Source organism: Methylorubrum podarium, from assembly GCF_040270385.1.
Classification (GTDB): Bacteria; Pseudomonadota; Alphaproteobacteria; order Rhizobiales; family Beijerinckiaceae; genus Methylobacterium; species Methylobacterium podarium.
Map to the genome: position 1 here is coordinate 57,778 of NZ_JBELQE010000124.1, position 22,084 is coordinate 79,861.

22 protein-coding genes and 1 tRNA gene are annotated in these 22,084 nt (G+C 64.9%); 8 read left to right on the forward strand and 15 right to left on the reverse strand.

Annotated elements, in window-relative coordinates:
* Positions 1–15 precede the first annotated feature (15 nt).
* Both ABS772_RS23625 and ABS772_RS23630 read left to right on the forward strand, forming a co-directional pair.
* On the forward strand, positions 16–978 hold the full coding sequence (locus ABS772_RS23625) for an MBL fold metallo-hydrolase (protein WP_350397128.1): 963 nt from the start codon (positions 16–18) through the stop codon (positions 976–978).
* 90 nt (positions 979–1,068) lie between these two features.
* A complete protein-coding gene (locus ABS772_RS23630; protein WP_350397129.1) occupies positions 1,069–1,527 on the forward strand; it encodes a DsrE family protein in 459 nt (152 codons plus the stop codon).
* A 198-nt stretch (positions 1,528–1,725) separates the two neighbouring features.
* Here the strand turns inward: ABS772_RS23630 and ABS772_RS23635 are convergent, their stop codons facing one another.
* Entirely contained in the window at positions 1,726–2,679 is a 954-nt protein-coding gene (locus tag ABS772_RS23635; protein ID WP_350397159.1) for a LysR family transcriptional regulator, read from the reverse strand.
* Between the two features lie 123 nt (positions 2,680–2,802).
* Here ABS772_RS23635 and ABS772_RS23640 point away from each other — a divergent pair, with 123 nt between their 5' ends.
* Together ABS772_RS23640 and ABS772_RS23645 are read left to right on the forward strand one after the other, a co-directional pair.
* Positions 2,803–3,051 (forward strand): hypothetical protein, encoded by a 249-nt coding sequence (locus ABS772_RS23640; protein WP_350397130.1) that lies wholly within the window; start codon positions 2,803–2,805, stop codon positions 3,049–3,051.
* 44 nt (positions 3,052–3,095) lie between these two features.
* Positions 3,096–3,848, forward strand: a complete 753-nt coding sequence (locus tag ABS772_RS23645; RefSeq protein ID WP_238254891.1) for a sulfite exporter TauE/SafE family protein — start codon at positions 3,096–3,098, stop codon at positions 3,846–3,848.
* A 10-nt stretch (positions 3,849–3,858) separates the two neighbouring features.
* Here ABS772_RS23645 and ABS772_RS23650 read toward each other — a convergent pair whose 3' ends face one another.
* Together ABS772_RS23650 and ABS772_RS23655 are read right to left on the reverse strand one after the other, a co-directional pair.
* Positions 3,859–4,800 carry an AprI/Inh family metalloprotease inhibitor gene (locus ABS772_RS23650; protein WP_350397131.1) on the reverse strand — a complete coding sequence of 314 codons (942 nt, stop codon included), beginning with the start codon at positions 4,798–4,800 and terminating at the stop codon, positions 3,859–3,861.
* On the reverse strand, positions 4,797–5,771 hold the full coding sequence (locus ABS772_RS23655; RefSeq protein WP_350397132.1) for a 2-hydroxyacid dehydrogenase: 975 nt from the start codon (positions 5,769–5,771) through the stop codon (positions 4,797–4,799). The genes ABS772_RS23650 and ABS772_RS23655 overlap by 4 nt, the downstream gene beginning before the upstream one ends.
* 280 nt (positions 5,772–6,051) lie before the next feature.
* Between ABS772_RS23655 and leuC the strand changes: the two genes are divergently transcribed.
* From leuC to ABS772_RS23670, 3 genes are all read left to right on the forward strand, one after another.
* Positions 6,052–7,461, forward strand: coding sequence for a 3-isopropylmalate dehydratase large subunit (leuC, locus tag ABS772_RS23660; RefSeq protein ID WP_350397133.1), 1,410 nt, complete (start codon positions 6,052–6,054; stop codon positions 7,459–7,461).
* A gap of 141 nt (positions 7,462–7,602) precedes the next feature.
* Positions 7,603–7,687 (forward strand) — tRNA-Leu (locus tag ABS772_RS23665).
* A 92-nt stretch (positions 7,688–7,779) separates the two neighbouring features.
* A complete protein-coding gene (locus ABS772_RS23670; RefSeq protein ID WP_350397135.1) occupies positions 7,780–9,489 on the forward strand; it encodes a tyrosine-type recombinase/integrase in 1,710 nt (569 codons plus the stop codon).
* A gap of 10 nt (positions 9,490–9,499) precedes the next feature.
* Here ABS772_RS23670 and ABS772_RS23675 read toward each other — a convergent pair whose 3' ends face one another.
* From ABS772_RS23675 to ABS772_RS23720, 10 genes are all read right to left on the reverse strand, one after another.
* Complete coding sequence (locus ABS772_RS23675) at positions 9,500–10,015, reverse strand: hypothetical protein (RefSeq protein ID WP_350397136.1); 516 nt, start codon at positions 10,013–10,015, stop codon at positions 9,500–9,502.
* A gap of 143 nt (positions 10,016–10,158) precedes the next feature.
* Positions 10,159–10,368 carry a hypothetical protein gene (locus tag ABS772_RS23680; protein ID WP_350397137.1) on the reverse strand — a complete coding sequence of 70 codons (210 nt, stop codon included), beginning with the start codon at positions 10,366–10,368 and terminating at the stop codon, positions 10,159–10,161.
* Positions 10,365–10,565 carry a hypothetical protein gene (locus tag ABS772_RS23685; protein ID WP_350397138.1) on the reverse strand — a complete coding sequence of 67 codons (201 nt, stop codon included), beginning with the start codon at positions 10,563–10,565 and terminating at the stop codon, positions 10,365–10,367. Before ABS772_RS23685 ends, ABS772_RS23680 begins: the two co-directional genes overlap by 4 nt.
* Before the next feature lie 23 nt (positions 10,566–10,588).
* The gene (locus ABS772_RS23690; protein ID WP_350397139.1) at positions 10,589–10,963 is read right to left on the reverse strand and encodes a hypothetical protein; all 375 of its coding nucleotides are present in this window, start codon (positions 10,961–10,963) and stop codon (positions 10,589–10,591) included.
* Positions 10,964–11,007: 44 nt separating this feature from the next.
* Positions 11,008–11,259, reverse strand: coding sequence for a hypothetical protein (locus ABS772_RS23695; protein WP_350397140.1), 252 nt, complete (start codon positions 11,257–11,259; stop codon positions 11,008–11,010).
* Positions 11,256–11,501 (reverse strand): hypothetical protein, encoded by a 246-nt coding sequence (locus ABS772_RS23700; protein ID WP_350397141.1) that lies wholly within the window; start codon positions 11,499–11,501, stop codon positions 11,256–11,258. The genes ABS772_RS23695 and ABS772_RS23700 overlap by 4 nt, the downstream gene beginning before the upstream one ends.
* 250 nt (positions 11,502–11,751) lie before the next feature.
* On the reverse strand, positions 11,752–13,137 hold the full coding sequence (locus ABS772_RS23705) for a hypothetical protein (RefSeq protein WP_350397142.1): 1,386 nt from the start codon (positions 13,135–13,137) through the stop codon (positions 11,752–11,754).
* Positions 13,138–13,293: 156 nt separating this feature from the next.
* Positions 13,294–13,842, reverse strand: a complete 549-nt coding sequence (locus ABS772_RS23710; RefSeq protein ID WP_350397143.1) for a hypothetical protein — start codon at positions 13,840–13,842, stop codon at positions 13,294–13,296.
* Positions 13,843–13,865: 23 nt separating this feature from the next.
* Positions 13,866–14,969, reverse strand: a complete 1,104-nt coding sequence (locus ABS772_RS23715; RefSeq protein WP_350397144.1) for a hypothetical protein — start codon at positions 14,967–14,969, stop codon at positions 13,866–13,868.
* A 168-nt stretch (positions 14,970–15,137) separates the two neighbouring features.
* The gene (locus ABS772_RS23720; RefSeq protein WP_350397145.1) at positions 15,138–19,172 is read right to left on the reverse strand and encodes a phage tail tape measure protein; all 4,035 of its coding nucleotides are present in this window, start codon (positions 19,170–19,172) and stop codon (positions 15,138–15,140) included.
* 457 nt (positions 19,173–19,629) lie between these two features.
* On the opposite strand from ABS772_RS23720, the gene ABS772_RS23725 reads away from it, so the two are divergent.
* The gene (locus tag ABS772_RS23725) at positions 19,630–20,322 is read left to right on the forward strand and encodes a recombinase family protein (RefSeq protein ID WP_350397146.1); all 693 of its coding nucleotides are present in this window, start codon (positions 19,630–19,632) and stop codon (positions 20,320–20,322) included.
* A gap of 558 nt (positions 20,323–20,880) precedes the next feature.
* Here the strand turns inward: ABS772_RS23725 and ABS772_RS23730 are convergent.
* A complete protein-coding gene (locus ABS772_RS23730; protein ID WP_350397147.1) occupies positions 20,881–21,360 on the reverse strand; it encodes a hypothetical protein in 480 nt (159 codons plus the stop codon).
* Between the two features lie 29 nt (positions 21,361–21,389).
* Positions 21,390–21,791, reverse strand: a complete 402-nt coding sequence (locus ABS772_RS23735) for a hypothetical protein (RefSeq protein ID WP_350397148.1) — start codon at positions 21,789–21,791, stop codon at positions 21,390–21,392.
* Positions 21,792–22,084: the final 293 nt, after the last annotated feature.

The window sequence follows — 22,084 nt, forward strand, 5'->3', positions numbered from 1 at the left end:
GCGAGAGATCGGCCGATGAGCGCCCTTCCCGAGCAGAAGGTGCGGAGGCCGGCCCTCCGGGGGTGCGACAGGCGCACGGCTGTGGCCGGCATGGCGGCGCTACTGGCGTCCGCATGGCCGGCGGAGCGGGCGGCGGCGACCACGATCCCGGTCCGGATCGGCGAGGCCACGGTGGAAACGGCCAGCGACGGGACGCTCACGTCCTCCCTCGCCTTCATGCTCCCCGACACGCCGCGCGCGGAGGTGGAGGCGGCGTTCAGGGCCGAGGGACAGCCCGCGGAGGCACGTCCGATCCCGACCAATGCGAGCCTCCTGCGCGTCGGCGGCGAGATCATCCTGATCGATGCGGGCTCGGGCGGTTCGTTCCAGCCGACGGCGGGACGGCTCGCCGAGACCCTGGCGGGCCTGAACGTCGCGCCGGAGGCGATCACCCAGGTCGTGTTCACGCACGCGCACCCCGATCATCTCTGGGGCGCCGTCGACGATTTCGACGACAGCGAACGTTTCCCCAATGCCCGCTACGTCGTGCCGGCGGCCGAATGGGACTTCTGGACCCGCGACGACGTCGAGACCGTGGTGCCCGACTGGCTGAAGGGCTTCGCCGTCGGGTCGCGTCGCATCCTGAGGCGCCTCGAAGCCAAGATGGAGCGCCGCAAGCCCGGTGAGGCGATCGCCCCCGGCCTCACCTACGTGGCGACGCCGGGCCATACGCCCGGACACGCCTCCGTGCTCGTCGCGGCCGGCCGTGAGCAAGTCCTGATCGGCGGGGATGCCCTGAGCCACGCCCTGGTCTCCTTCCGTCGGCCCGCCTGGGCGTTCGGGAGCGACCTCGACCGCGACCTCGCGGCCCGAACCCGTCTTGCCCTGCTCGACCGCTTGGCCAACGACCGCATAACGCTGGTCGGCTTCCACTTGCCGGAACCGGGGATCGGCCGCGTCGAGAGAGCCGGAGAGGCCTACCGGTTCGTGCCCGCATGAGGCGGTCGGTCGCGGGCCGTGCCATAAGGCTCACCAGGTGCGGCCAGGCGCGGGGCGGCCGAGGGGAGCTCGGGATCGGGAGGGTCGGAGATGGTCGTGTCGCGGAGGGGCGTGTCCGGCATCGCGGCGCTGATGGCCGGCCTCCTGGCCACGCGCGTGAAGGCGGCCGAGACCGGCGTGACGGTGCATCGGGTCGCGATGCAGGTCAGCACGAACGATGCCGGTGTGTTCGATCTCGCCCTCAACAATGCCGTGAACCTCGCGCGCGAATACGGTGAGGTCGCGGAGGAGTTCCAGGTGGAGATCGTCGCCTACGGTCCGGGCCTGCACATGGTCCGCGCCGACACCTCGCCGGCCAAGGCGCGCATCCGCTCCGTGACGGAAAGCGTTCCGGGCATCGTGATCGTGGCCTGCGGCAACACCATCACGGCGATGGAGCATGGGGAGGGACGCAAGCTGGAATTGCTGCCGAACGTGGGCGTGGTCCGCGCCGGAGCCGTCCGGCTCGTCGCGCTTCAGGAAGCGGGTTGGAGCTATCTGCGCGTCTGATACGGTTTCCGGTTGATTCCTTGAAATGCTGCTTCCCGTCATCCCGGGTTCCGCTGCGCGGCCCCGGGATGACGGCGGTGGTCCAAACCGAACCAATCAACCGGAAACGGTCTGATCGACCGTCTCCGTCACGCGTCGCGGGTTTTTCGGAGGGATCGTCCCCTCGGCGGGGCGCCGGGATGGAACCCCGGCTTCCCTTCAACCGGGGCTGTGCCCCGGACCCGCGGAAGGACCCGTCCTTTCGGAACCTGGATTTTCCGCCGCGCCGAGATGGGCGACCAAGTGCTCGACGAGCTGGCGCGCGTGCGGCGGGAGCGCCGCGAAGCTGCGGGCGCAGAGCCGCAGGCGGCGCAGGGCCCAGGGCTCGTCGATCGGGATCGCGCGGATCGCCAGCGTCTCGGCCGCGCGCCGCGCCGTCGCCTCGGGCACGATCGCCACGCCGACGCCCCGCTCGACCATGCGGCAGACCGCGTCGAGGCCGTTGAGCCGAACCCGGAGCTTGAACGGTCGGCCGGCGCGGGCGGCGTGGGTGGCGAGATGCGCCTGGAGCGCCCGGCCGTGGCTCAGGCCGACCAGGGGCTCCTCCAGCACCTCCCGGAACGCGACGCCGCTCCGCCGTGCCAGGGCGTGGCCCGCCGGCACCACGAGGACGATCCGGTCGAGGTGGAGCGGCCGGGTTTCGAGCGCGCCGAGATCGGTCGTGTCGGCGACGATGCCGATATCGGCGAGCCCCCCGGCCAGGGCGTCGACGGTCTCGCGGCTGGTGCGCTCCTCCAGATCGACATCGATGCTCGGATGGGCGGCAAGGAAGCCCGACAGGGCGTCGGGGAGGAAGGCGGCAGCGGCCGCGGTGATCGACAGGAGCCTCACATGGCCGCGCAGGCCGTGGGCATACTGGCCGAGTTCGCCGCGCATCTGTTCGAGTTGGCCGAGCACGAGCCGGGCGTGATGCGCCACCGCGAGACCGGCCGGCGTCGGCCGCACCCCGCGGGCATGGCGCTCCAGCAGCGGCACGCCGCCATCCGCCTCCATGCCGCGGATGCGCTCGCTCGCCGAGGCGAGCGCCAGCCCGGCCCGCTCGGCGCCGCGGGTGATGCTCTCCGCCTCGACGACGTGGAGGAACAGGCGCAGGTCGGTCAGGTCGAAGCGCATGGCCTCATCGTCGGCGAGGCGCCAGCGCTGGGCAAGGGCTTCGGCCAAGGGTTCGGCTCAGCCGAAGGCTGGTGCGGGCCACTTCCGCATTGTCGCGCCGCTGCGGGATGCGACACTCGGGCGATGGCACGCGACGCACAGACCACGATCCGCTCGGGCGGCGCCCGGCTCGAAACGGCGGCCCTCCTCCTCGCGGCCTTCACCGCGCTGGTCGCGATCGCCCGATACGATGCCGGCCAGCGCGCCTGCACCGAGGCGCCGCCGGCGGCGATCGCCCGGCCGGCGCCCGCCGTCGCGCGTCCGCCCGCGCCGCCGTCCGACGCGGAGGCCGCCCGGCAGGCGATCCTGCGCGACATGCTGCTCCACGACTGAACGTCGCCCTCGCCAGCATCCCCTCCCCCGGTCAGAACACGCGCATGCTCCTCTCCATGGATCCCCTCCCCCTCGCCGTGGCGGCGTCGGCCTTCCTCCTCGCCGGCTTCGTCAAGGGCATGGTCGGCCTCGGCCTGCCGCCCGTCGCCATGGGCCTCCTGAGCCTCGTCATGGCACCGGTCCAGGCCGCGGCCCTGCTCGTCGTGCCCGCCTTCGTCACCAATGTCTGGCAGCTCGCCGCGGGGCCGCGCTTCGGCACGCTGGTGCGCCGGCTCTGGCCGATGCTGGCGGCGAGCGTAGTCGGCACCCTGGTCGCGGCGGGGATCCTTCATGGCAATTACGGCGCCGAGGCCACGGTCTTCCTCGGCCTCGCCCTCATCGCCTACGCCGTGGTGGGGCTCGCCGCCCTGCGGCTCCACGTTCCGCCCGCGGCCGAGCGCTGGCTCGGGCCGCTCGTCGGCGCCGCGACCGGGCTGGTGACGGCGGCGACCGCCGTCTCCTCGTTCCCCTCCGCGCCCTATCTCGGGGCGCTGGGCCTGACCAAGGACGACCTGATCCAGGCGTTGGGCCTCTCCTTCACCGTCTCCACGATGGCGCTGGCCGTCGCCCTGGCGGGCGGCGGCGCCCTCTCGCTCAGCGTCGCCGGCACCTCCCTCATCGCCCTCGTGCCGGCCCTGCTCGGCATGATGCTCGGCGGCTGGGTGCGAGGCCGGGTCAGCGAGCGCGTGTTTCGCCGCTGCTTCTTCGTCGGCCTCCTCGGCCTCGGGCTGCACCTCGCCCTGCGGCCGCTATTCTGAGCGGCCCGGCCTACGGCTCGACCTTCCTGAGCACGAGGGGCGCGCCGATCTCGGGATCGCGCCGCCAGCGCCCGTCCCCGACCGCCACGAGGTTCACCGCGTGGCCCCGGCGCGCCTTCAGGGTCAGGTGGCCGTTGGCGAAGCGCCAGGTCACGGGATCGAACACCGTGATCCCGCTGTCGCGGCAATCCGGCAGCACCCGGAGAGGCGCCGTGTCCTTCCCGGCCTCGATGGGCGCCGAGAATTCGAGGCGGCAGACATCCTTCTGCTCGGCGCGGTCGAGGGCGTAGAGCCCGAGAGCGGGCCCGTCCGCCAGCTTCTCCGGCGGGGCGGCCGCCGGAGCGGCGCCGTCCGCCGCGACCGCCGTCGGGGTCGAAACCGCCGCGCCGGGGGCGGCGGGCGGCTGCATCGCCGCGATCTGCAGCGGCACGAGGTTGTAGTGCTCGCCGTTCTCGGCCGTGGCGCCGAGGCTCATTCCGTCCGGGTTCCGGGCGAAGGCCAGGATCGGCCGCAGGTTCCGATCCACGAGGCGCAGGCCCTCGCCCGTGAACAGCCAGCCGCCGATGCCGGCCATCAGCGGCAGCGCCCGGCGGCAGCCGGCGGGAAACCGCGCCACACGTCCGCTCGGGCTCGTATCCATGGCGAGCGTCAAGACGCAGCGCCGCCGGCCACCGTCCAGGGAGAGATCCCAGGTGCCCGCCGCCCCCGCCAGGGTGGTGGGCAAGGTGATGGTCGAGGGGCCGGGCGAGCTGCCGGGCACGGTCGTCGGCCCGGCCGGCGCCGCGTCCTCCGCGGGCGAGGTCGCCGGTGGCACCGGCGCGGGCGCCAGCTCCGGGGCGGACGGGGTCTCCTGGGCCGAGGCCGTGTTCATCGCCGGCGCGGCCAGGACCGCGGCCAGAATCCCGGCCAGAATCCCGGCTCTTGCCGTGCGCCTCATCGTCGGGTTCCTCATCGCCGGCCGGTCCAGGGCGTCTCCGGCACCGGCGTCACCGGCCCCTTGCCGTCGAACCAGGAGAACAGGTTGTCGGTGAGCAGCCGGCCCATCGCCGCGCGGGTGTAGTGGGAGCCCGAGCCGACATGCGGCAGCAGCACGGTCTGGTCGAGGTCGATCAGCGCCTGCGGCACGTGCGGCTCGCTGGCGAACACGTCGAGTCCCGCCCCGTGGATCGCTCCCGACCGGAGCGCATCGACCAGCGCCGCCTCGTCGATGACGCTGCCGCGGGCGATGTTGACGACGATGCCCTCGCGCCCGAGCGCTGCCAGCACCGCGGCGTCGACGATCCCGTTCGTGCCCGGTCCGCCGGGGGCCGCCACGATCAGCGTGTCGACCGCCCGCGCCAGCCCGAGCAGGCTGTCGTGGTAGGCGTACGGCACGTCGGCTTGGGGCGTCCGGCCGTGATAGGCGATGGTGACGTCGAAGCCTTCGAGGCGCCGGGCGATCGCCCGGCCGATCCGCCCGAGCCCGAGGATGCCGACCCGGCGCTCCCGGAGGCTCGTGGTGAGCGGGAAGCTGCCCCCGTGCCAGCGCCCGGCGCGCAGGTAGCGGTCTGCCTGCGGGATGCGGCGGAGGGTGGCGAGCAGCAGGCCGATCGCGAGGTCGGCCACCTCGTCGGAGAGCACGTCCGGCGTGTGGGTGACGACGATGCCGCGGCGATGCGCCTCGGCCGCGTCGATGGTGTCGTAGCCGACGCCGAAGCTCGCCACGATCTCCAGCCGCGGCAGCCGGTCGAACAGGGCGGCATCGATCGGGGACATCGCGCCGACCGCGAGCCCCCGGATGCGCGGCCCGACCGCGTCGAGGAACGCCGCGCGGTCGGGCGCCTCCTCCAGCCGGTGCAGGCGGAACCGTTCGGCGAGCCGCCCGCCCACGTCGGGCCGGGTCTGCCGGATCAGCAGGATGTCGGGCGTCTCGGCTGGCGGCACCGGCTCACGGCCTCCCGAAGAGCGATGGGGAAGGTCTGCAAATGACCGGTCCGGAGTAATGCGGCCGCCCGCGCCGGTCCAGCCGTGCCCGGCCCGCGACGCGAGCCGGCGGCGAAACTGTCATCTGCATCGCATGTGCGCCGCCGCCCTTCCGAAATGGCCCGAGGCGCATTACACAAGAGCTCTTCCGGATATCCCCCCGATCCGGCCGCACGGTCTCCGCGGCCCGGCGGGGGCATTGTCCGCGATGGAGCCTTCAACCCGTCAGAACAGCCGTATCATGACCGCGCCGCGCACCCTCTACGACAAGATCTGGGACGACCACGTCGTCGATGTTGGGCCGGATGGCTCCGCCCTCCTCTACATCGACCGCCACCTCGTGCACGAGGTGACGAGCCCCCAGGCGTTCGAGGGGCTTCGCGTGGCCGGCCGCCGGGTGCGCGCGCCGCACAAGACGCTGGCCGTGGTCGATCACAACGTCCAGACGTCGGACCGCTCCAAGGGCATCGAGGATCCCGAGAGCCGCACCCAGCTCGAGGCGCTCGCCGAAAACGTGCGCGACTTCGGCATCGAGTTCTACGACGCCCTCGACCGGCGCCAGGGCATCGTCCACATCATCGGGCCGGAGCAGGGCTTCACCCTGCCGGGCCAGACGATCGTGTGCGGCGATTCCCACACCTCGACCCACGGCGCCTTCGGCGCGCTGGCCCACGGCATCGGCACCTCCGAGGTCGAGCACGTGCTCGCCACGCAGACGCTGATCCAGCGCAAGGCCAAGAACATGCGGGTGACGGTCGACGGCACCCTGCCGCCGGGCGTCAGCGCCAAGGACATCGTGCTGGCGATCATCGGCGAGATCGGCACCGCCGGCGGCACCGGCCACGTCATCGAGTACGCCGGCGAGGCGATCCGCTCCCTCTCGATGGAGGGTCGGATGACGATCTGCAACATGTCGATCGAGGGCGGTGCGCGCGCCGGCATGGTCGCCCCCGACGCGACCACCTACGCCTACGTCAAGGACCGCCCGAAAGCGCCGAAGGGCGCCGCGTTCGACGCCGCCCGCCGCTACTGGGAGAGCCTCGTCACCGACGAGGGCGCGCATTTCGACCGCGAGATCCGTCTCAACGCGGCGAACCTCCCCCCGCTGGTCTCCTGGGGCACTTCGCCCGAGGACATCGTCTCGATCCTCGGCACGGTGCCCGATCCGGCGCAGATCGCCGACGAGAACAAGCGCCAGTCCAAGGAGAAGGCGCTGGCCTATATGGGCCTGACGCCGGGCATGCGGATGACCGACATCACCCTCGACCGGGTCTTCATCGGCTCCTGCACCAACGGGCGGATCGAGGATCTGCGCATCGTCGCCAGGATGGTCGAGGGCCGCAAGGTCCATGACGGCGTCTCGGCCATGGTGGTGCCGGGTTCCGGCCTCGTGAAGGCGCAGGCCGAGGCCGAGGGGATCGACCGCATCCTCAAGGATGCCGGTTTCGACTGGCGCGAGCCCGGCTGCTCGATGTGCCTCGGCATGAACCCGGACAAGCTGCGGCCCGGCGAGCGCTGCGCCTCGACCTCGAACCGCAACTTCGAGGGCCGCCAGGGCCCGCGCGGCCGCACCCACCTCGTCTCCCCGGCGATGGCGGCGGCGGCGGCGGTGGCCGGCCGCTTCGTCGACATCCGCGAGTGGCGCGGCTGAGGCGGCGCGCCGCGGGCGTGTTGCTCGGGCGCTGCGCCGGACCCCGCTCCGGCATTTTTGGCAGGCGGCGGCGAAACAGCGATTGACGCCTTCGCCGCCGCCCCCTAAACGAACCCCATCGCCGACCGGAAACGGCCCGGCGCCCAGGTGGCGGAATTGGTAGACGCGCTGGTTTCAGGTACCAGTCTTGCAAGAGGTGAAGGTTCGAGTCCTTTCCTGGGCACCATATATTCCTAAGCCCCTGAGTCACTGAGATCATTCACTTTCTGGCGTCAGACCGGTACACAAAACCGGGTCACAGACGCGATGATCTTCACAATGAAGCGCCACGCCACGCGCTCCGATTCAGGGCTGCCTCAGTTCAAAAAACGCATCCCCGCCGATGTGGCCGCACAGGTCAAAGGACGGGTGATCACGTTCGCGCTGCCGGCTGTCGGTCGCGATCCTGAAGAGACGATTTCCTTCCGTCTGGGCGAGTTCGCCAAGGTCAGCCTGCGCACCCGCCATCCCGAAACCGCCAAGGTGCGGGCGCTGGCTCTCGCAACCCATCTCGAAACCCTGTGGGAGGCCGTGCGGCAGGCACCGGCTTCGGTGTCTCAGAGGCAGTTGGATGCGATGGCCGGCGAGGTCTATCGCGCGCTCATTTCCGAGCACGGCGACAATCCCGGCACGCCGGACCGATGGGAGAAGTTTAAGGCGCTCACGCGAGCCGCGTTGGAGGGTCGGATCTCGGGAGCTCCTGCAATCCAGGCGAAGGGTCAAAGCGATGACGACGTGGCGGCCGATCTCCTGTTCGGCGGCTTCACCGGGTCGGACCTGACGGAATGGATAGACGCCATGGAGGCGAACCAGGGCGAAAGGGCTCTGGTGCAAAGGGTCGGTCGACTCACCTTCTGGACCCTGGACCGCCACGGCATCACCGTCGACTCGGTCAATGAACTGGATCTGATGCGCCGTGTTGCGCGGGCCGCGCTCGATGCGGCTTGGGCCTTAAAACGGCGTGCTGGGGGCGACTGGCGGCCCGACCCTGCCGCAGAGCGCTTCCCGAAGTTCGAGGCCACCGCGAAGGAACAGGGAATCATTCTCTGCGACCTATTCGACCGATGGGCTCGTGAGACCAGCCCGGCACCCTCCACGCGCAGCACGTGGCGCGGGATCATCGACTCCCTGACAGCACATGTCGGGCACGATGAGGCGTCGAGGATCACCCCGGAACACGTCATCGCCTGGAAGGACGCGCGTCTCGCCACGGGGCGGGCCGTCAAGACGATCAACGACTCCGATCTCGCCTGTATCAGAGCGCTGTACCGGTGGGGCATCGCCAACCGGCTCGTGAAGGAAAACCCGGCGGTCGGGGTCCAGGTCGCGGCGAAGCGCAAGGCCGGCACGGCGATGCTGCCTTATCAGGACGCCGATGTAGCTCGGCTCCTTACGGCGGCTGAGCGTGAGTCCTTACCCTATCGCCGCTGGTTGCCGATGCTCGCGGCTCTCACCGGAGCGCGGATCGGCGAGTTGGCGGCCCTATGGGGATCCTCGGTGGTTGAGCGGGAAGGTGTGATCGGGATCGAGATTGCCCCGTCACCGGACGGCGCCACGCTCAAGAATGCCGGTTCCGAACGCTTCGTCCCACTCCACCCCGAAATCATCAGGACCGGCTTCGTGGAGTTCGCCAGGGGCAAGGGTCATGCGCCGCTGTTCTACGGCAAACCCGCACGGCGTGGTTCGGAGGCCAAGCACCCGTCGAAGGGCACGACAAACCATCTGGCATCGTGGATTCGAGAGCAGGGATTCGACAACGAGAGGATAGCACCCGCTCACGGGCTCCGTCATTTTTGGAAATCGGCAGCGTCCCGAGCGGGCATCCCTGACTCCATCGCGGACGCTATCCAGGGGCACAGCGACGATCGGGCGGCGGCCCGTTATCGCCATATCTCGATCGCCCAAATGCGGGATGCCATCGAGCGCTTTCCGGTGCCTGCCCTACCGGCCCGAGAGCCGGGCGCTGCCATTCTTCCTATCCCGGCCTGAAGAGAGGCATTCAGGCCGAGTTGACCGGAACGGCGAATGCTAGAATGCGGTCTGACAAGCCGCGACGCTCTACCCAATACTCAATGTTACGCTTAAGGTCGATAACCTGCCACATCAAAGAACCATTTGCAGAAACCCCACACGGCATAATATGGGATCTTAGAGGATCGCCCTTATCATAGACATAGGAGGCCCCGGCTTCCGCGTTGGACGGGACGCGCGTCATATTAAGAGGGCTCTTCACAAGATTGTCTTTTGGAATCTCATGCTTTGCCAAAGGCATGCGGACAAGTGTCAAGTCGAGATATAGATTTTCGAACGCGTCACTCTCCGCAACAATTTTGCGTTGGTTAACCGTTCGCACCGTTTCGTACACACTCAGGATCCAAAGTTCTGAGAGCATGTTCAGATAATTGAATCTGAAGTGCGGGTCGGCGCTGCCTGACGCGATAGATGCTGAAATCTCAGTTTCATAGCACCTAAGCAATACATCTAGCTCGCCATGACCCTGGATCGCCGGCGTCAAGAGCGAACTCGCGAGTCTCCCTCCCCAGTTGAATGATAGCGTTCGCCATCTATCCGAAGTGGCATAGTCTCTAGCGCGGGCTTCGGCGAACGCTGTCGAGATCAGATCGGAGATCGGCATAGAGTCCACTCAGGCGTACCAAGTCAGTCGTAATTCTCAGGCGAGTTGGCCCCACAATCTTGCTCAAGCTCGGTCTGAGCGAAGCGCAGCATCATCCTCACGACGCCTGAACGCGATTCGGGATCGTCAGCAGTGTGGGACGCCTCCACAAGATCATCGAGCCATAACACGAGGTCGAGCGGCAGGTTCACCGACACGTTGACGAGGGGATTCGTCGGAACCGACCTGATCACGTCCGCCTCGCGGTGCTGTTGATGCTGATTAAGCCGGTGAGGAGAATGTCGGCGGCGGCGTCGGCGAGACGGTCGAGTCCCCAACGATCCGCCACGACACGTACCTGTGCAGCAACCGCAGGGTCGAGGCAGAGCGTGACGATGAGATCGCCGTTCGGATTTTGAAGCGCATCGGGTTCGATTGAGGTGTTCGTCATGTTCTTCGTTCTGAGAAACTGTTCTAAGACAGAGGGTTAGGAGGGCTTGGACGGCCGGCAATACGGCGCAACTCGGCCGTGATGCCGTCAAGCACGTCGGCGGGCACGTTGCGGATGGCGATCGACTCGTCATCGAGAGGGACTTCGACGGCCTGGATCGAGGCGTGCTCGGCCTTGGATTCCTGCCTCAGGCGATAGGAGATTGCCGCACGAATGGCTTCCTCGGCCCGCAACTGCGCGATCGGATCGTCGGGCAATCCGCACTCGGCATCGGACATGATCCGCATGGTGCGTGCCGGCATGGCGATCGCCTTCGTGCTCTTCAGACGGGGGGCCAGGAGAGCAGCGGAGACCGAGCGGCGGGTGAGAGGCGTCACGGCCCAACGGAAGTTCGACATATGCACTTTCGATTGATTGGAGATTTGAAGGCGAACCAGGGAATTCAGGCCGCCGGGCGGTGTTTGCTTTGCTCCGAAGCGGCGTTGACCGGATGCAGCGCGCAATCGCGTGCCAGGGCCCATGACAGTTCCGTCCCATCCGGGTGCCAGCACTGGCCGGGGACGAAGACGAACCACCTTCGATTCTCAAACTCGTTGAGGATGTAGCGGCCGAGAACGCCGTGGCGGTCGGCAAGGTCCAGCGTCTCCGCATAGGTGCCGGTGCGCTTGCCTTTGATGGTGAGGGTCCAGTTCAACGGCCACCGGCTCCAGCCGAGAGATTGGGCCACGCGAAGGCCAGTTCGGGCCGAGCCTTGCGATCCCTGATGTCGTACATCCGCCACTGCCGCGCTTGCTTCAGCATCAGCGGGTAGCTGCCATACGCCTTGATCTTTTCCAGTGCTCGCGGCGTGAGGCGTTTCATCATCTGTTGTTCGTAATACGGCTGGAAGATAGCCATCTCAAAGTCGATCACAACGCCTAAAGTCTTCGTGCTCATAATGATCTTTCCTGTGGGTACGTTATAACACAGGAGAGCGCCTGCACAAAGTGTGGTCTTTGAATTCACATCTCCTATTGCTCAAAATTTCGACGGTTATCTGGAGTTTTCCGAACCAGGATCGAGGTGGAGCGGCCCTCGACGTTGAGGAATTACCTCACCCGATGGTGCCGGCTCGGACGGTGACTGTCTGCCGCCGCCCTAGACCTCAGCCAATTCCCTGGTTCGCTTCTTGCGCAGCTTGAGGGAATTATGCAGGGACCGTCAGTTCAGCCAACGGACCAGATCGAATGGCCTTCCGGTGACGCTCGGCCTGCCGACGCTCGTTTCCCCGCTCCCGAGAGCCATCGTTCCAGGCTTCCGCAATGGGTTTCAGGTCGTCGTCATCGCCGTCGGCCTCGAACCACGCGCAGGCATCCGACACGTTGCGCTCAAGCTTACCGCGCTGGCGCATCTTCTTCAGATTCTCCCGCCTCAGCGGTCGTCCCTTCGTCGCTTGATACCACTGGTGAACGATCTCGATTTCGTCGGCTCCAACCGTCCTGTCCCCCGATGAAGCGCACGGAACGTTCTTCCCTCTAGAATTGTGGTCCAAACGGTGATTTTCCCGGCTGTTATCGGTCTCATTGGGGACAGTCTTATCGGTCTCATCCTGCCCATGAGGGGACAGTTTCTGCTCGACCAGACTCATCACCTGACCGGCATTCAGGCCATCCGTCCGCCTCAGGGCCGTGGTCCTTTTGCAACCGAAAGCCTTGCAGTACTCCCTCCGCGCAGCCGTCACGCAGAACGCGCGTTTGCGGGTCTTCGGAGCCTCGGCACTGATGCGGATTGAGGCTGTATAGTCCGACTCGCCAGGACGCTTCCGCCCGCTCAGCCGCTCGGCCGGCAGGATCTTCGCTTCCTTCTTGGCAACCAGCCGGTCGAATTCTTCCCGGCTCATCGTCCAGGCGTATCGCTTGACCGTGCCGGCCTTGTAGCCATAGCGACCGACCCACATGCGCAGTTCTTCGCGGCTGTAGGTCCAGCGCTTCGACTCGGCCGTGCGCTGCCGTTCCTCGCGCCCTTCGCCAAGCCACAACGGGAGGCCGGAATTGGCCCGACGCTCACCCTTGCGACGGGGGTAGACCTCTTCACGACGGGACGGCCACCATGCCAGAGCCTCGGAGATCGTACGCGCATCCGCGAGCTTCGTGTGCCCCTTGGAGGAGGCACCAAGACGATCCAGGGCGCGATGGGCGGCGTCGCTGCACTTGGCGGCGTTGCTCTCCGCCTTGGCCTTCCATTCCGTCCAGACCGGCCACACATCAGCGGTGGAGATGCCGATGGTCTCGGCGATCATCTTGACCTTAATGTCATCGGTCACGCCGAGTTCGCCGGAGATGTCCGCCATCTCCACCACAACAGCCGTGAAGGCCGGCATCAGGCGCGGGTCGATCTGAATCGGACGCAGGCCGAAGCGATCCAGATGGACGCGGCGGCAGACAGTGCGAACGATGCACCGAAGAAGGGTGAGGCGGTTCTTGTGCTGGGCCGGAATGACCGGCTCAGCAGTAATGTTCGATAGACGATGACTATCGAAAGGAGCCGAATCAGTAAGTTGCGTGTTGGTGTGGGACGTGGTATGGATCGACATATCAACTGATTTGCGGCCCCTTCGCTTCGCCCGGCTAGAGCATTCGGCGAGGGGGTCGCCCCTTTCTCTCCTCAATGGCCTTGCGCCCGTTTGATGCGAGCGCTAAGACCGATGCAATTATTCTTGTGTCCGATTCGCGTCGGGTATTCTGTCCTATCATAACCTTGCTCGTTGCGCAAACGAGTGGGGATTTTGTGCTTGACTGAATGGCGCTGGTGTGGCAGTCGCCTGCTCCTCGTTTGGGAAATAGGCGAAGGTCGATCTTCCCCTCTGGCCCGAATTTGCGGGAGTCTCCCGCAAAATACCAAGCCGTTGCAATTCCTCAAGATTCGGCTTTATGAGGTCCGATCGAATATCCCTCTCTTGGGACATTCCAAGCGCCCTGGCGAGGTCGGTATCGAGAATGCGCGGCTCGCCTTTGACCACCATAATGATCGAGATACGGATCTCTGCCGCCGCGCGGGTGCGCGACAGGATCGCCACGTAGGCGGCCTGGTTTTCGTTGAGATAGTAGGTCTCGACCGATCGCTGGGCACCGGAGCCCGCATTTACCATCGCGTTCGTTGTACGCAATGGTCCAAGCCGTTGCAATTCCTCAAGATTCGGCTTTATGGAGTTAGATCGAATATCCCTCTCTTGGGACATTCCAAGCGCCCTGGCGAGGTCGGTATCGAGAATGCGCGGCTCGCCTTCGGCTTCCTGCACGATCAGGGCGAGCGGCCTTTTCCTCACTGGTTCGGGATCGGCGCCCCGATCAATCTCGGCGTGGACGTGTTCGAGCCGGGCAGCACCGTACCGGCCGGGCCGAGCACTTCGCCGAAGACCTGCCCCGGACCGGCCTGGACGAAGGCGTTGTTCGAGATCGCGCCGGCATCGGTGTTCGTCAGTGATCCGAACTCTGACGCAAGGCCATTCACGCCACCTTGGCCGCTGAAGGTCGTGCGAAGGCCGCTGCTCTTCTCATATGAATGGCGCACGGCATCGAGCGTGTAACTGCCGTCGACTCCAGGGCGGATGCCGGAGACAACGATGCGTTGGAGATCGCGCACCCATGGATCGCCCGCCGCGAGGGTTGCCGCGATCCTGTCGCCGGAGCGGTCGAGCTGAGCCATGACGCTCTTGGCCTTGGCTTCGGCCTCTTCCTTGGACGGCATGAGGTTTGGGAGTTTGAAGATAGCGGATGTGTCAAGTCCGGTGATCGCCGACACAGCCGCCTCTCCCGGCGTACGGTTGCCGTTTTCATCCAAGTAATCAGCGACGACTTTAGCGTACTCACCGCGACTTTCCTTCGTCACCTCCAGATCTGCGAAGCTGTAGTCTCTTAGGATATAGGTCGGCTGCGCAAAATTTGAGGTCGACTTGCCTCCGGCACGCGGTACGATTGAGATCCGCCCATCGCTGATTTTCGCCACCGCGTCGAAGGATGATTCCAAACGCCCGATCAGACTACCGAGTGAGGTGTTCGAGTCCAACTTCGGCAGCTTCTCGCCTGCAATTTGCGGGTGTATGTCTACCTTAAACCCGAGAGGGCGACCAGCTTCGGCTAAGACTTCTTCGACGGTTTTATCGGTGAAGTTCCTGATTCTCTGTGTTTTCAATTCGTTCAACGAAGAAGCCGTCGTGCCGAAAACTGTGATCGATCTAGGCGGGAAGGAATAAACTACTTTGTTGATTTCGAAGGAACCCATGAAGGCAACGCCGATGCCCGTGTAACCGAGAGAGACGTCGAGACGGTCTTTGACCTGCGGGCTTGCGATCTTGAAGTCGCGATCATCGAGCGTGATGGTTAGACTGTCTTGTGCTCCACCGCCGGCCATCAACTCGACAACCATAGAAGTCGTTCGATCCTGAAATCGGGCTGTGATGTCATCTCCGCCCCTTGAGATCTGAAAAATCGGCCTGTAACCCGTCGGCATGTTCTTGGCTCTTGTTCTGAGGGAAAATGATCGGCCGACATTCTCCCCATGGGAGGATCGATGCCGGCCGATCTACTTGTTGACCTACCCGATGTTTGACATCGAAGACGGGTCTAGGTCGTGGGTTCGACGGTTCATCGACTCCTGAAGCTTGCGCTGCACGGCGGAGGCGATCTGATCAGCATTTTGACCCGCTCCGTTGATCGTGATCGGCGCCTGAACTGATGTCGAACTTGAGCCACCTCCCTGCCCTGACCGACTAGGCGAGATAGGGGCCGCCTCGCCGAGCGGCGCACCGCCACCGAGCGGCTTCCATCCAGTCGAGGTGAAGCCTGGATCACCACCACCGGCCGATCCCCTCATGGGTCCAACGAGGGATTCGGCGTTGTCCCGAGCGTTCTGCATCGGGTTGCGCGATCCGCCGAGCAGCTGACCATCCGAACCCAAGATCGCGTTGTAGTTGCTACCGTTCCGAGCACCGCTGCCTTGACCGAACATGTAGTTTTTCAGTCGAGGACCGTTGGAACCCTTGAACTGCTCTACAACCTCCATGCCGACGATACGGCCGATCTTGTCCTTCAAGTATTTGTTGAAGACGCCCGCGTGGGTTGTGTTGTTGCCGCGAACGCCGGTCCCACCGCCGTCGTACCGATGAGAGGTTGAGCCATCACGGTTGAGGAACGTTGCGATCGGTGTGCCGGGCTTCAGCGTCCCCTGATCGGCGCCGATGCCTTTCCGCCACCCCGTCACCGATCCCGAGACGCCGACCGCTGCCTTCGCCAGCGCGACGCACTCCTGCGAAACGGTGCGGAGAGCGCTGACGCGACGACTCACATCGGCCTCTTGTCCGCTCTGTTCCGGTCCAGACAAGCCGGGCGAAACATCGGCTAACCCGAGCGCACGGTTCGTCCATTTCTGCCGCGAACTCCAATTCTTGACGCCGGCCCGCTCGAACCCGTTTTCGAACGCAACCATTGCGCCCTGGGCCGTGCTCTGACGCCTCACGGCACCCATGGCGCCCTTTTCGGACGTGTTGAGTTCGTGCCGAAGGAAGCCGTAGTTCGCCTCGTAGGATCGGGGATCGAGGCCACGTTGAGCCGCCCACGCCTCGAACTGACGACGACGGGGACCGGTCCACTGCGCCCAGCCGGCACCGCCACGGCCACCGCCGAGAGGGTTCTTTTCTTGGTAAGCCGTGAAGCCTGCCGACTCATGCCCGAGATTGCCGAGGATGCCGGCGGCCTGTTCCTTTGTGAGACCGAAATCCTTGCGGAGATCGGCCATGATGCGAGGCGCCATGCCGTCGAAAGTTGCGGAGCCCTTGAAGGGTGCGATCGGACCGGAGGGACCGTCGCCGGGACCGAAACCCGGAGAGGTGCGACCGCCGCCGATGATCCCGCGACCGCCGATGCCGACGTTACCCAGGGCCGATCCAGGGGCGGACGACGACAGAGGACCACCGCCGCCTGAGCCGACCGAACTGGAGCTTCCCGAGAGAACCGCCGAACGAAGATCAGCCGCGCCTCCCTGGATCGATGTACGAGTGACACGCCCCGCCTCGCCTGACGTGAACGACGCCTTGCGGATCAGTCCCGTGAAGTTGTCATTCGCCTCATAGGACTGTTTTTGTATGAGTGTGTTGTCCTCGATCGCCTTTTTTAGGTCATCGGCAGGCTTGCGCAGGTTGTCGTTGGTGGACTTCGCCGGGGGATCGATCCACCCACGAGCCGAATCCTCGCGTGCCTTGTTGCGCTCCTCCGCAAACTTGCCGAGTCGTCGCGTCAGATCATCGGCCTCGTCCTTCGTGAAGCTCGGCGACATGTTGATGCTCGCACCGCCGAAGATCCGCATCAGGCGAGAGAGAAGACCCGCACCGGTCGCCGCACCTGCCGCCGCACCCGCCGAAGAACCTGCACCGGCACCACCGGCAACAGCCGACGCACCACCGATGAGACCAGCCGCCTTGAGGAGCTTAAATGCACTCAGGGCCGCCACCGACAACGCCGTGATGCCTGAGGCCAGGCCGCCGAGAACGGCAATTGCAGGAGCCGCCACAAGGCAGGCCGCCGCGAAGGTGATCAACCGGCCGGTCCAGCGGGCGATTTCCTCAGGCGTCCCGGTCGAGCCGGTGAAGAACGAGAACATGCCCTTCAAGGCGTTCAGGGTGTCTCGGATGCCTTCAGCGAATGCCTTGGCTGTCGAGCGCCATGTCTCCACCGCGCCGGCATCGCCCTGCCCAGGCTCACCGAAGATGCCTTTGAGCATGTGCGGTAGGTCTTTGAAGCCGAACCCGTCAATGAAGCCTTCGATTGCAGCCTGAACACGGAGGCGAAGACCGCCGCCCTGAAGCTTGCGTGACCATTCAAGGAAGTAATCACCGACCTGTCGAGCCATCGGCGACAAGACCTTGCCGATTTCGCCCATGATGTTTAGAAAGCCTGTCGAAATCTGCTTGAAGACGAAGGCGAGCTTGAGTTTGTGCAGGTTCCAAACCTCACCAATGGCGTCGAGCTTTTTCGACTCCTTGGCGAGATCGGCGGCCTCTTTGTACTTATCGAAACCCTTAACGATTCGTCCGAATTCGCCGAACCACTCTTGTCCAGCGAAGAACTTGAGAAGTTGTTCCTGCTTCTTCGTATCCTTCACACCATTGAAGCGGCGAACGAAATCGGGAAGGAAGTCATCCGGCGACGCGCGGCGCTGTCGGTCGAGTTCTCCGGCCGAGCCGTAGCCGAGATTGCGGACAAGCTCCCTCGCGCGGGTGCCCTCAAGCCCCTGCTTCTTCACCAGATCGGGCATCGAGACGAGACGGCCTGCGATGAAATCGAAGAGCCGACCCGATTCGGCGGCTTGGTTGCCGAGCGAGGTCGAGGCCGAACCGAAGGCCAGACCCGCCTCTTGGCTCATGCCGAGAACCTGAGCGCCACCAGCGCCACGCTGAAGGAAAGAGATCAGCTTTTCCGGGGTCGTGGACTGCTTGGCCGCGAGATACTGGATCGAGTTCGCAACACCCTTCAGCTTGCCGAAGTCGAAGGCGTCACCCGTGCTCGTCAGGATCGAGTTCACGGTGCCGATAATATCGACCACGCCCTCGAATGGGACGCCCCACGCTTCTGAGGTCTGAGTCGCCAGGGCAGAGAATTCCTTCGCGCCGGTCGGATCGATGCCGACCTTCAAGGCATCCGTGTAGCTCGACAGGAGCTTGGCCGTTCCAACGCCGAGATCTTCCGCAAGCGGAGCCGCCCATTGGTCGCGAAGCTGCCGAGCGGCATCCTTCGACAGGCCACCATAGATGCGTGAGTTGATTTCGGCCGAGTCGATGTCCGACTCTGCCGTCAGAGCACGGCGTGCGAGAGAGGCCGTTGCGGCGGTTCCGACAACGGCGGCAGCGGCACCGGTTCGCGTCAGAGTGTTGTACGAATCCCGGCCGTGAGAGGCGGCTGAACGGGCGTTGCTCAGGCCAGAACGGTAGGACTGAGAGCGCTCTCGATCCTCTCGGGCGGCCTCACGGGCAAGGCGACGCTCTTCCCGATCCCGGAGACCGAGCCGATACCGATCCAGACGGATAGCGTCACGGGTCGCACGATCCTGCGCGCGGGCTGTCTCGGCTTCCTCGCGCTGGCGCAGGGCGCTCATCCGCGCGGTAAAGCTGACCTTTTCACGAATCGAACGAACCTCGTCACGAGCGGATCGAGCGGCATCCTGGGCGGCCTTGCGCTGCTCTGACGCGACACGAGACTCACCTGCCACACGGTCGCGGATCGCCTTCGCTTGGTCCCGCTCTGCCTGCCGGAAGCTGTTCTGACGGAGCCGATGGAGGAACTGTTCGTTACGCTCTGCCTCGCGCTGGCGTTGAGCCTCTAGGCGGGACTTGAAGCCGTAGAGACCGGCGGCCGATCGCTTGGCGTCGCTGTCCGCTTTGCCCTGGTTGGCGTTGCCCTTCTGGGTTGGGTTCGAACCAGGGAATGACGCGGCCTTGGCGGTCTTCGCCATGTCGGCATTGATCGCCCGAAGCGAGGCTTGAAGCTGCTTCACCTTCCGGTTGAGACGTTCGATCAGCTCTTCGCCGCTGGTATCGACGGTTAAGCCGATGGCGACATTCATATTATCTGTGGACATTCATCTTGATCTTCTTCGTTGAGAGGGAGGGGAAAATCCGAACGAAAATTTGTGTACCGACTCGGGCGAACTAAACAGCCCGGCCTGCTTCTCTGGAAAACAGAGTTGGGGGGTCGGAAATACGAACGAAAGATGGTGTGCTGTGTGGAGGGGTTCGCCACCCACCCGGCCTAGGTGTCACAAAAAAGAGACACCCCCTCTCATCACGGCAGCGCGCGCATCAGAACCGGCACGGCATCGCGGCAGGGCACGACAACCGGGCACGTCGGAGAGGACGACAACCGGTCAGCACAGTGGAGCGACAGGTTCGGGCTCGACCCACTGCAACACGGCGACCGACAACCAGCCGGGACAACCCGTCGTCACCCTGCCCTTGGCTACGGATTTCGCTTGCCTAACAACTCCAAACGGTCGTATGAGGTTGTTATCTAAGCCGGAGACGTGGACCGAGGCCATCGTGAGCAGCACCGGCACCACCCTTCGCCCCTTGGTTGCTTACGTCCGCGTCAGCACGGACCGGCAGGGCAAGAGCGGCCTGGGACTCGAGGCTCAGCACCGCGCTATCGCAGATTTCGCAGCGGCCAACGGCTATGAGGTTGTGGCAGAGCATCAGGAGGTCGAGACCGCCAAGGGTGCCGACGCTCTAGACCGTCGCCCTCATCTGTCCGCTGCGCTGGCTCAGGCACGCAGGCTCAAGTGTGCCGTGGTCGTGTCGAAGCTCGACCGGCTGTCCCGTGACGTGGCGTTCGTGGCCGGGCTCATGGCTCAGCGCGTCCCGTTCATCGTCACTGAGTTGGGAGCCGACGCCGACCCGTTCATGCTCCATCTCTATGCTGCGCTGGCAGAGAAGGAGCGCGCGCTGATCTCGACCCGTACCGCTGCCGCGCTTCAAAGCCTGAAGGCATCTGGCAGAAAGCTCGGGAACAAGACCAATCTCGCCGAAGCGTCAGCCAAGGGAGCTGAGTCGAACAAGGCCGGGGCCGACGCCTTCGCCCGCAATGTTCTGCCGGTCATCGAGTCGATCAAACGCCAGGGCGTCACGACGATGACGGGCATTGCAGCCGAGTTGAACAACCGTAACGTTCAGACGGCGCGCGGTGGACGGTGGGAGGCGATGCAGGTCTCTCGGATCTTGAAGCGGGCCGCTTGAAGGGCAGCTTCAACGCCACCACATCTTCAACTGTAGCGCTTCTTCAGCCGCTCGCCCTCTGACCGGTTTACCGCCCCGTTGCCGGTTGGAGGGCTTTATCGAACGCATCGCCCTGTCCTTCCCGGAGGATGGGGTATTCTTATGCCTCAGGCCAACCACAGAGACGAAGCTGAGAGATAAGATATAAAGAAAACCTTATGTCTCTTTTTGTCGTCGGGTGGGGTCGAGGCGACAGGCTTTTCGGTTCGAGACCGAATCATCGTTGAACGTGAGACGCTTGATAGAGGTGTGCTCAGACTTGAGCATACTGCCCTTATGCCTCTTGTCCCTGGCACACTTCCGTCTCTTACGCTCGTGAGACCGACTGTCTTTCCCCTACTGGTTGGTTCTTCCCCTATGGGTTTCCATCCATGTGATGATGGGGATGATCGGCGGCCCCGCAGGATCGCCCTCCCCTATCGAGCGCCGGCCGGCAATGGAGAAGACACCGCCGACCAGCGCTCCGCGATGGGCTCGACTCTCGGGATGGAGAGGTGCCCTACATCGCGAACCGATCGATCAGTCGTCAATCTCGATCAACGCCCCGTCATCGGGGAACTTGTTGACCTTGTTGGCTTTTTTGACCGTCACGGGCATCGTTGCCGCAAGCTCGACAAGGGCGATCGGGGCCGGATGATGAACCCCATGGACGATGCGAGGCGTGCGACCGTGGACAGGCTGGCGAAGGGCGATGGCGGCAAGCGACGCGATGTGTTCGGGGTCGGGCTTCGACTCGCTCGGCAGGCGCTCAAGCGCCCGATAAACAAGCTCAGCATGGATCGGGGTCACGGAGCCGTCGCCGTCGCAACAGGGGCAGCGAAGCCGGGACAGGCGAAGACTCTCGGCATCCAATGCATTCTGCTCATCGGCGAGACGCTGCTTCTCCGCTTCAAAGCCAGCTCGGGCGGCGCGGATCTCCGCCATATCATCGCGTGCCTGCGCCTTCGCGGCCGTGCGCTTCACACGCTCGCGCCACCCTCCGGGGTTGCTGAAACTCATGATTAAATCCTTGGTTATTGGTAGGAAATTCAGCGCAGCGGTTTGATCCTCAGGCCAGCCTCGGAGGCGAGATATTCCGCCCGCTCGGGATCAGAACGCCAGAGAATCATCTGTTCCGTGATGCTGTGACCGGGACCGGGAGCAAAGGGATTGCTCTGTTCCTTGCCCTGGCTTTTGCCGGCCGGGAGCGGTGACCGGAACAGGGAGGGGTGCGAACGCTGGACGTCATCGAGAACGTCCGACAGGAGCTTGCCGGGGAGAACCGAACCGCCGTGATCGACCGCAACGAGATCGCCCGAACCATCGAGTCGGAGGCGCGGTGCGACGATGCTTTCGACGTTTTCGGGGTTCCTCGCGCCACGGGCGGCGAGTTCTGCCATGACGAGGCGACGCGCCAGGGACGCGAGCGCGGGATTATTGGTGTTAGTCACTGCCCGACTCCTTGGTTGCCCGGATCTTGTTGAGGTGCGTAACGGCGAGGCTCCGTAGGTACGTCGCGGGCGTTAGGGCGTGGCGGTTCGCAACTTCGCGGAGGACTTCGATCAGTTCTTCCGAGAGATTGACATCGACGGTTCGTGTCTTTGCACCGTTGAACAACTTAGGTCGCATTTGCGCTGTCTTTCTTTGTTGAGTGAATGTTGATGGGGGACTGGACGCTGTGAGCCAACTGGCTCCGCACGTAGGCGGTCACAGGTAGTCCACGCTCGGCGGCCTGCCGGGCGAG

Coding starts and splice junctions, on each gene's coding strand:
- ABS772_RS23625 (WP_350397128.1), top strand. CDS start 16: ATGAGCGCCCTTCCCGAGCAGAAGGTGCGGAGGCCGGCCCTCCGGGGG.
- ABS772_RS23630 (WP_350397129.1), top strand. CDS start 1,069: ATGGTCGTGTCGCGGAGGGGCGTGTCCGGCATCGCGGCGCTGATGGCC.
- ABS772_RS23635 (WP_350397159.1), bottom strand. CDS start 2,679: ATGCGCTTCGACCTGACCGACCTGCGCCTGTTCCTCCACGTCGTCGAG.
- ABS772_RS23640 (WP_350397130.1), top strand. CDS start 2,803: ATGGCACGCGACGCACAGACCACGATCCGCTCGGGCGGCGCCCGGCTC.
- ABS772_RS23645 (WP_238254891.1), top strand. CDS start 3,096: ATGCTCCTCTCCATGGATCCCCTCCCCCTCGCCGTGGCGGCGTCGGCC.
- ABS772_RS23650 (WP_350397131.1), bottom strand. CDS start 4,800: ATGAGGAACCCGACGATGAGGCGCACGGCAAGAGCCGGGATTCTGGCC.
- leuC (WP_350397133.1), top strand. CDS start 6,052: ATGACCGCGCCGCGCACCCTCTACGACAAGATCTGGGACGACCACGTC.
- ABS772_RS23670 (WP_350397135.1), top strand. CDS start 7,780: ATGAAGCGCCACGCCACGCGCTCCGATTCAGGGCTGCCTCAGTTCAAA.
- ABS772_RS23685 (WP_350397138.1), bottom strand. CDS start 10,565: ATGACGAACACCTCAATCGAACCCGATGCGCTTCAAAATCCGAACGGC.
- ABS772_RS23690 (WP_350397139.1), bottom strand. CDS start 10,963: ATGTCGAACTTCCGTTGGGCCGTGACGCCTCTCACCCGCCGCTCGGTC.
- ABS772_RS23700 (WP_350397141.1), bottom strand. CDS start 11,501: ATGAGCACGAAGACTTTAGGCGTTGTGATCGACTTTGAGATGGCTATC.
- ABS772_RS23705 (WP_350397142.1), bottom strand. CDS start 13,137: ATGTCGATCCATACCACGTCCCACACCAACACGCAACTTACTGATTCG.
- ABS772_RS23715 (WP_350397144.1), bottom strand. CDS start 14,969: ATGGTTGTCGAGTTGATGGCCGGCGGTGGAGCACAAGACAGTCTAACC.
- ABS772_RS23720 (WP_350397145.1), bottom strand. CDS start 19,172: ATGTCCACAGATAATATGAATGTCGCCATCGGCTTAACCGTCGATACC.
- ABS772_RS23730 (WP_350397147.1), bottom strand. CDS start 21,360: ATGAGTTTCAGCAACCCCGGAGGGTGGCGCGAGCGTGTGAAGCGCACG.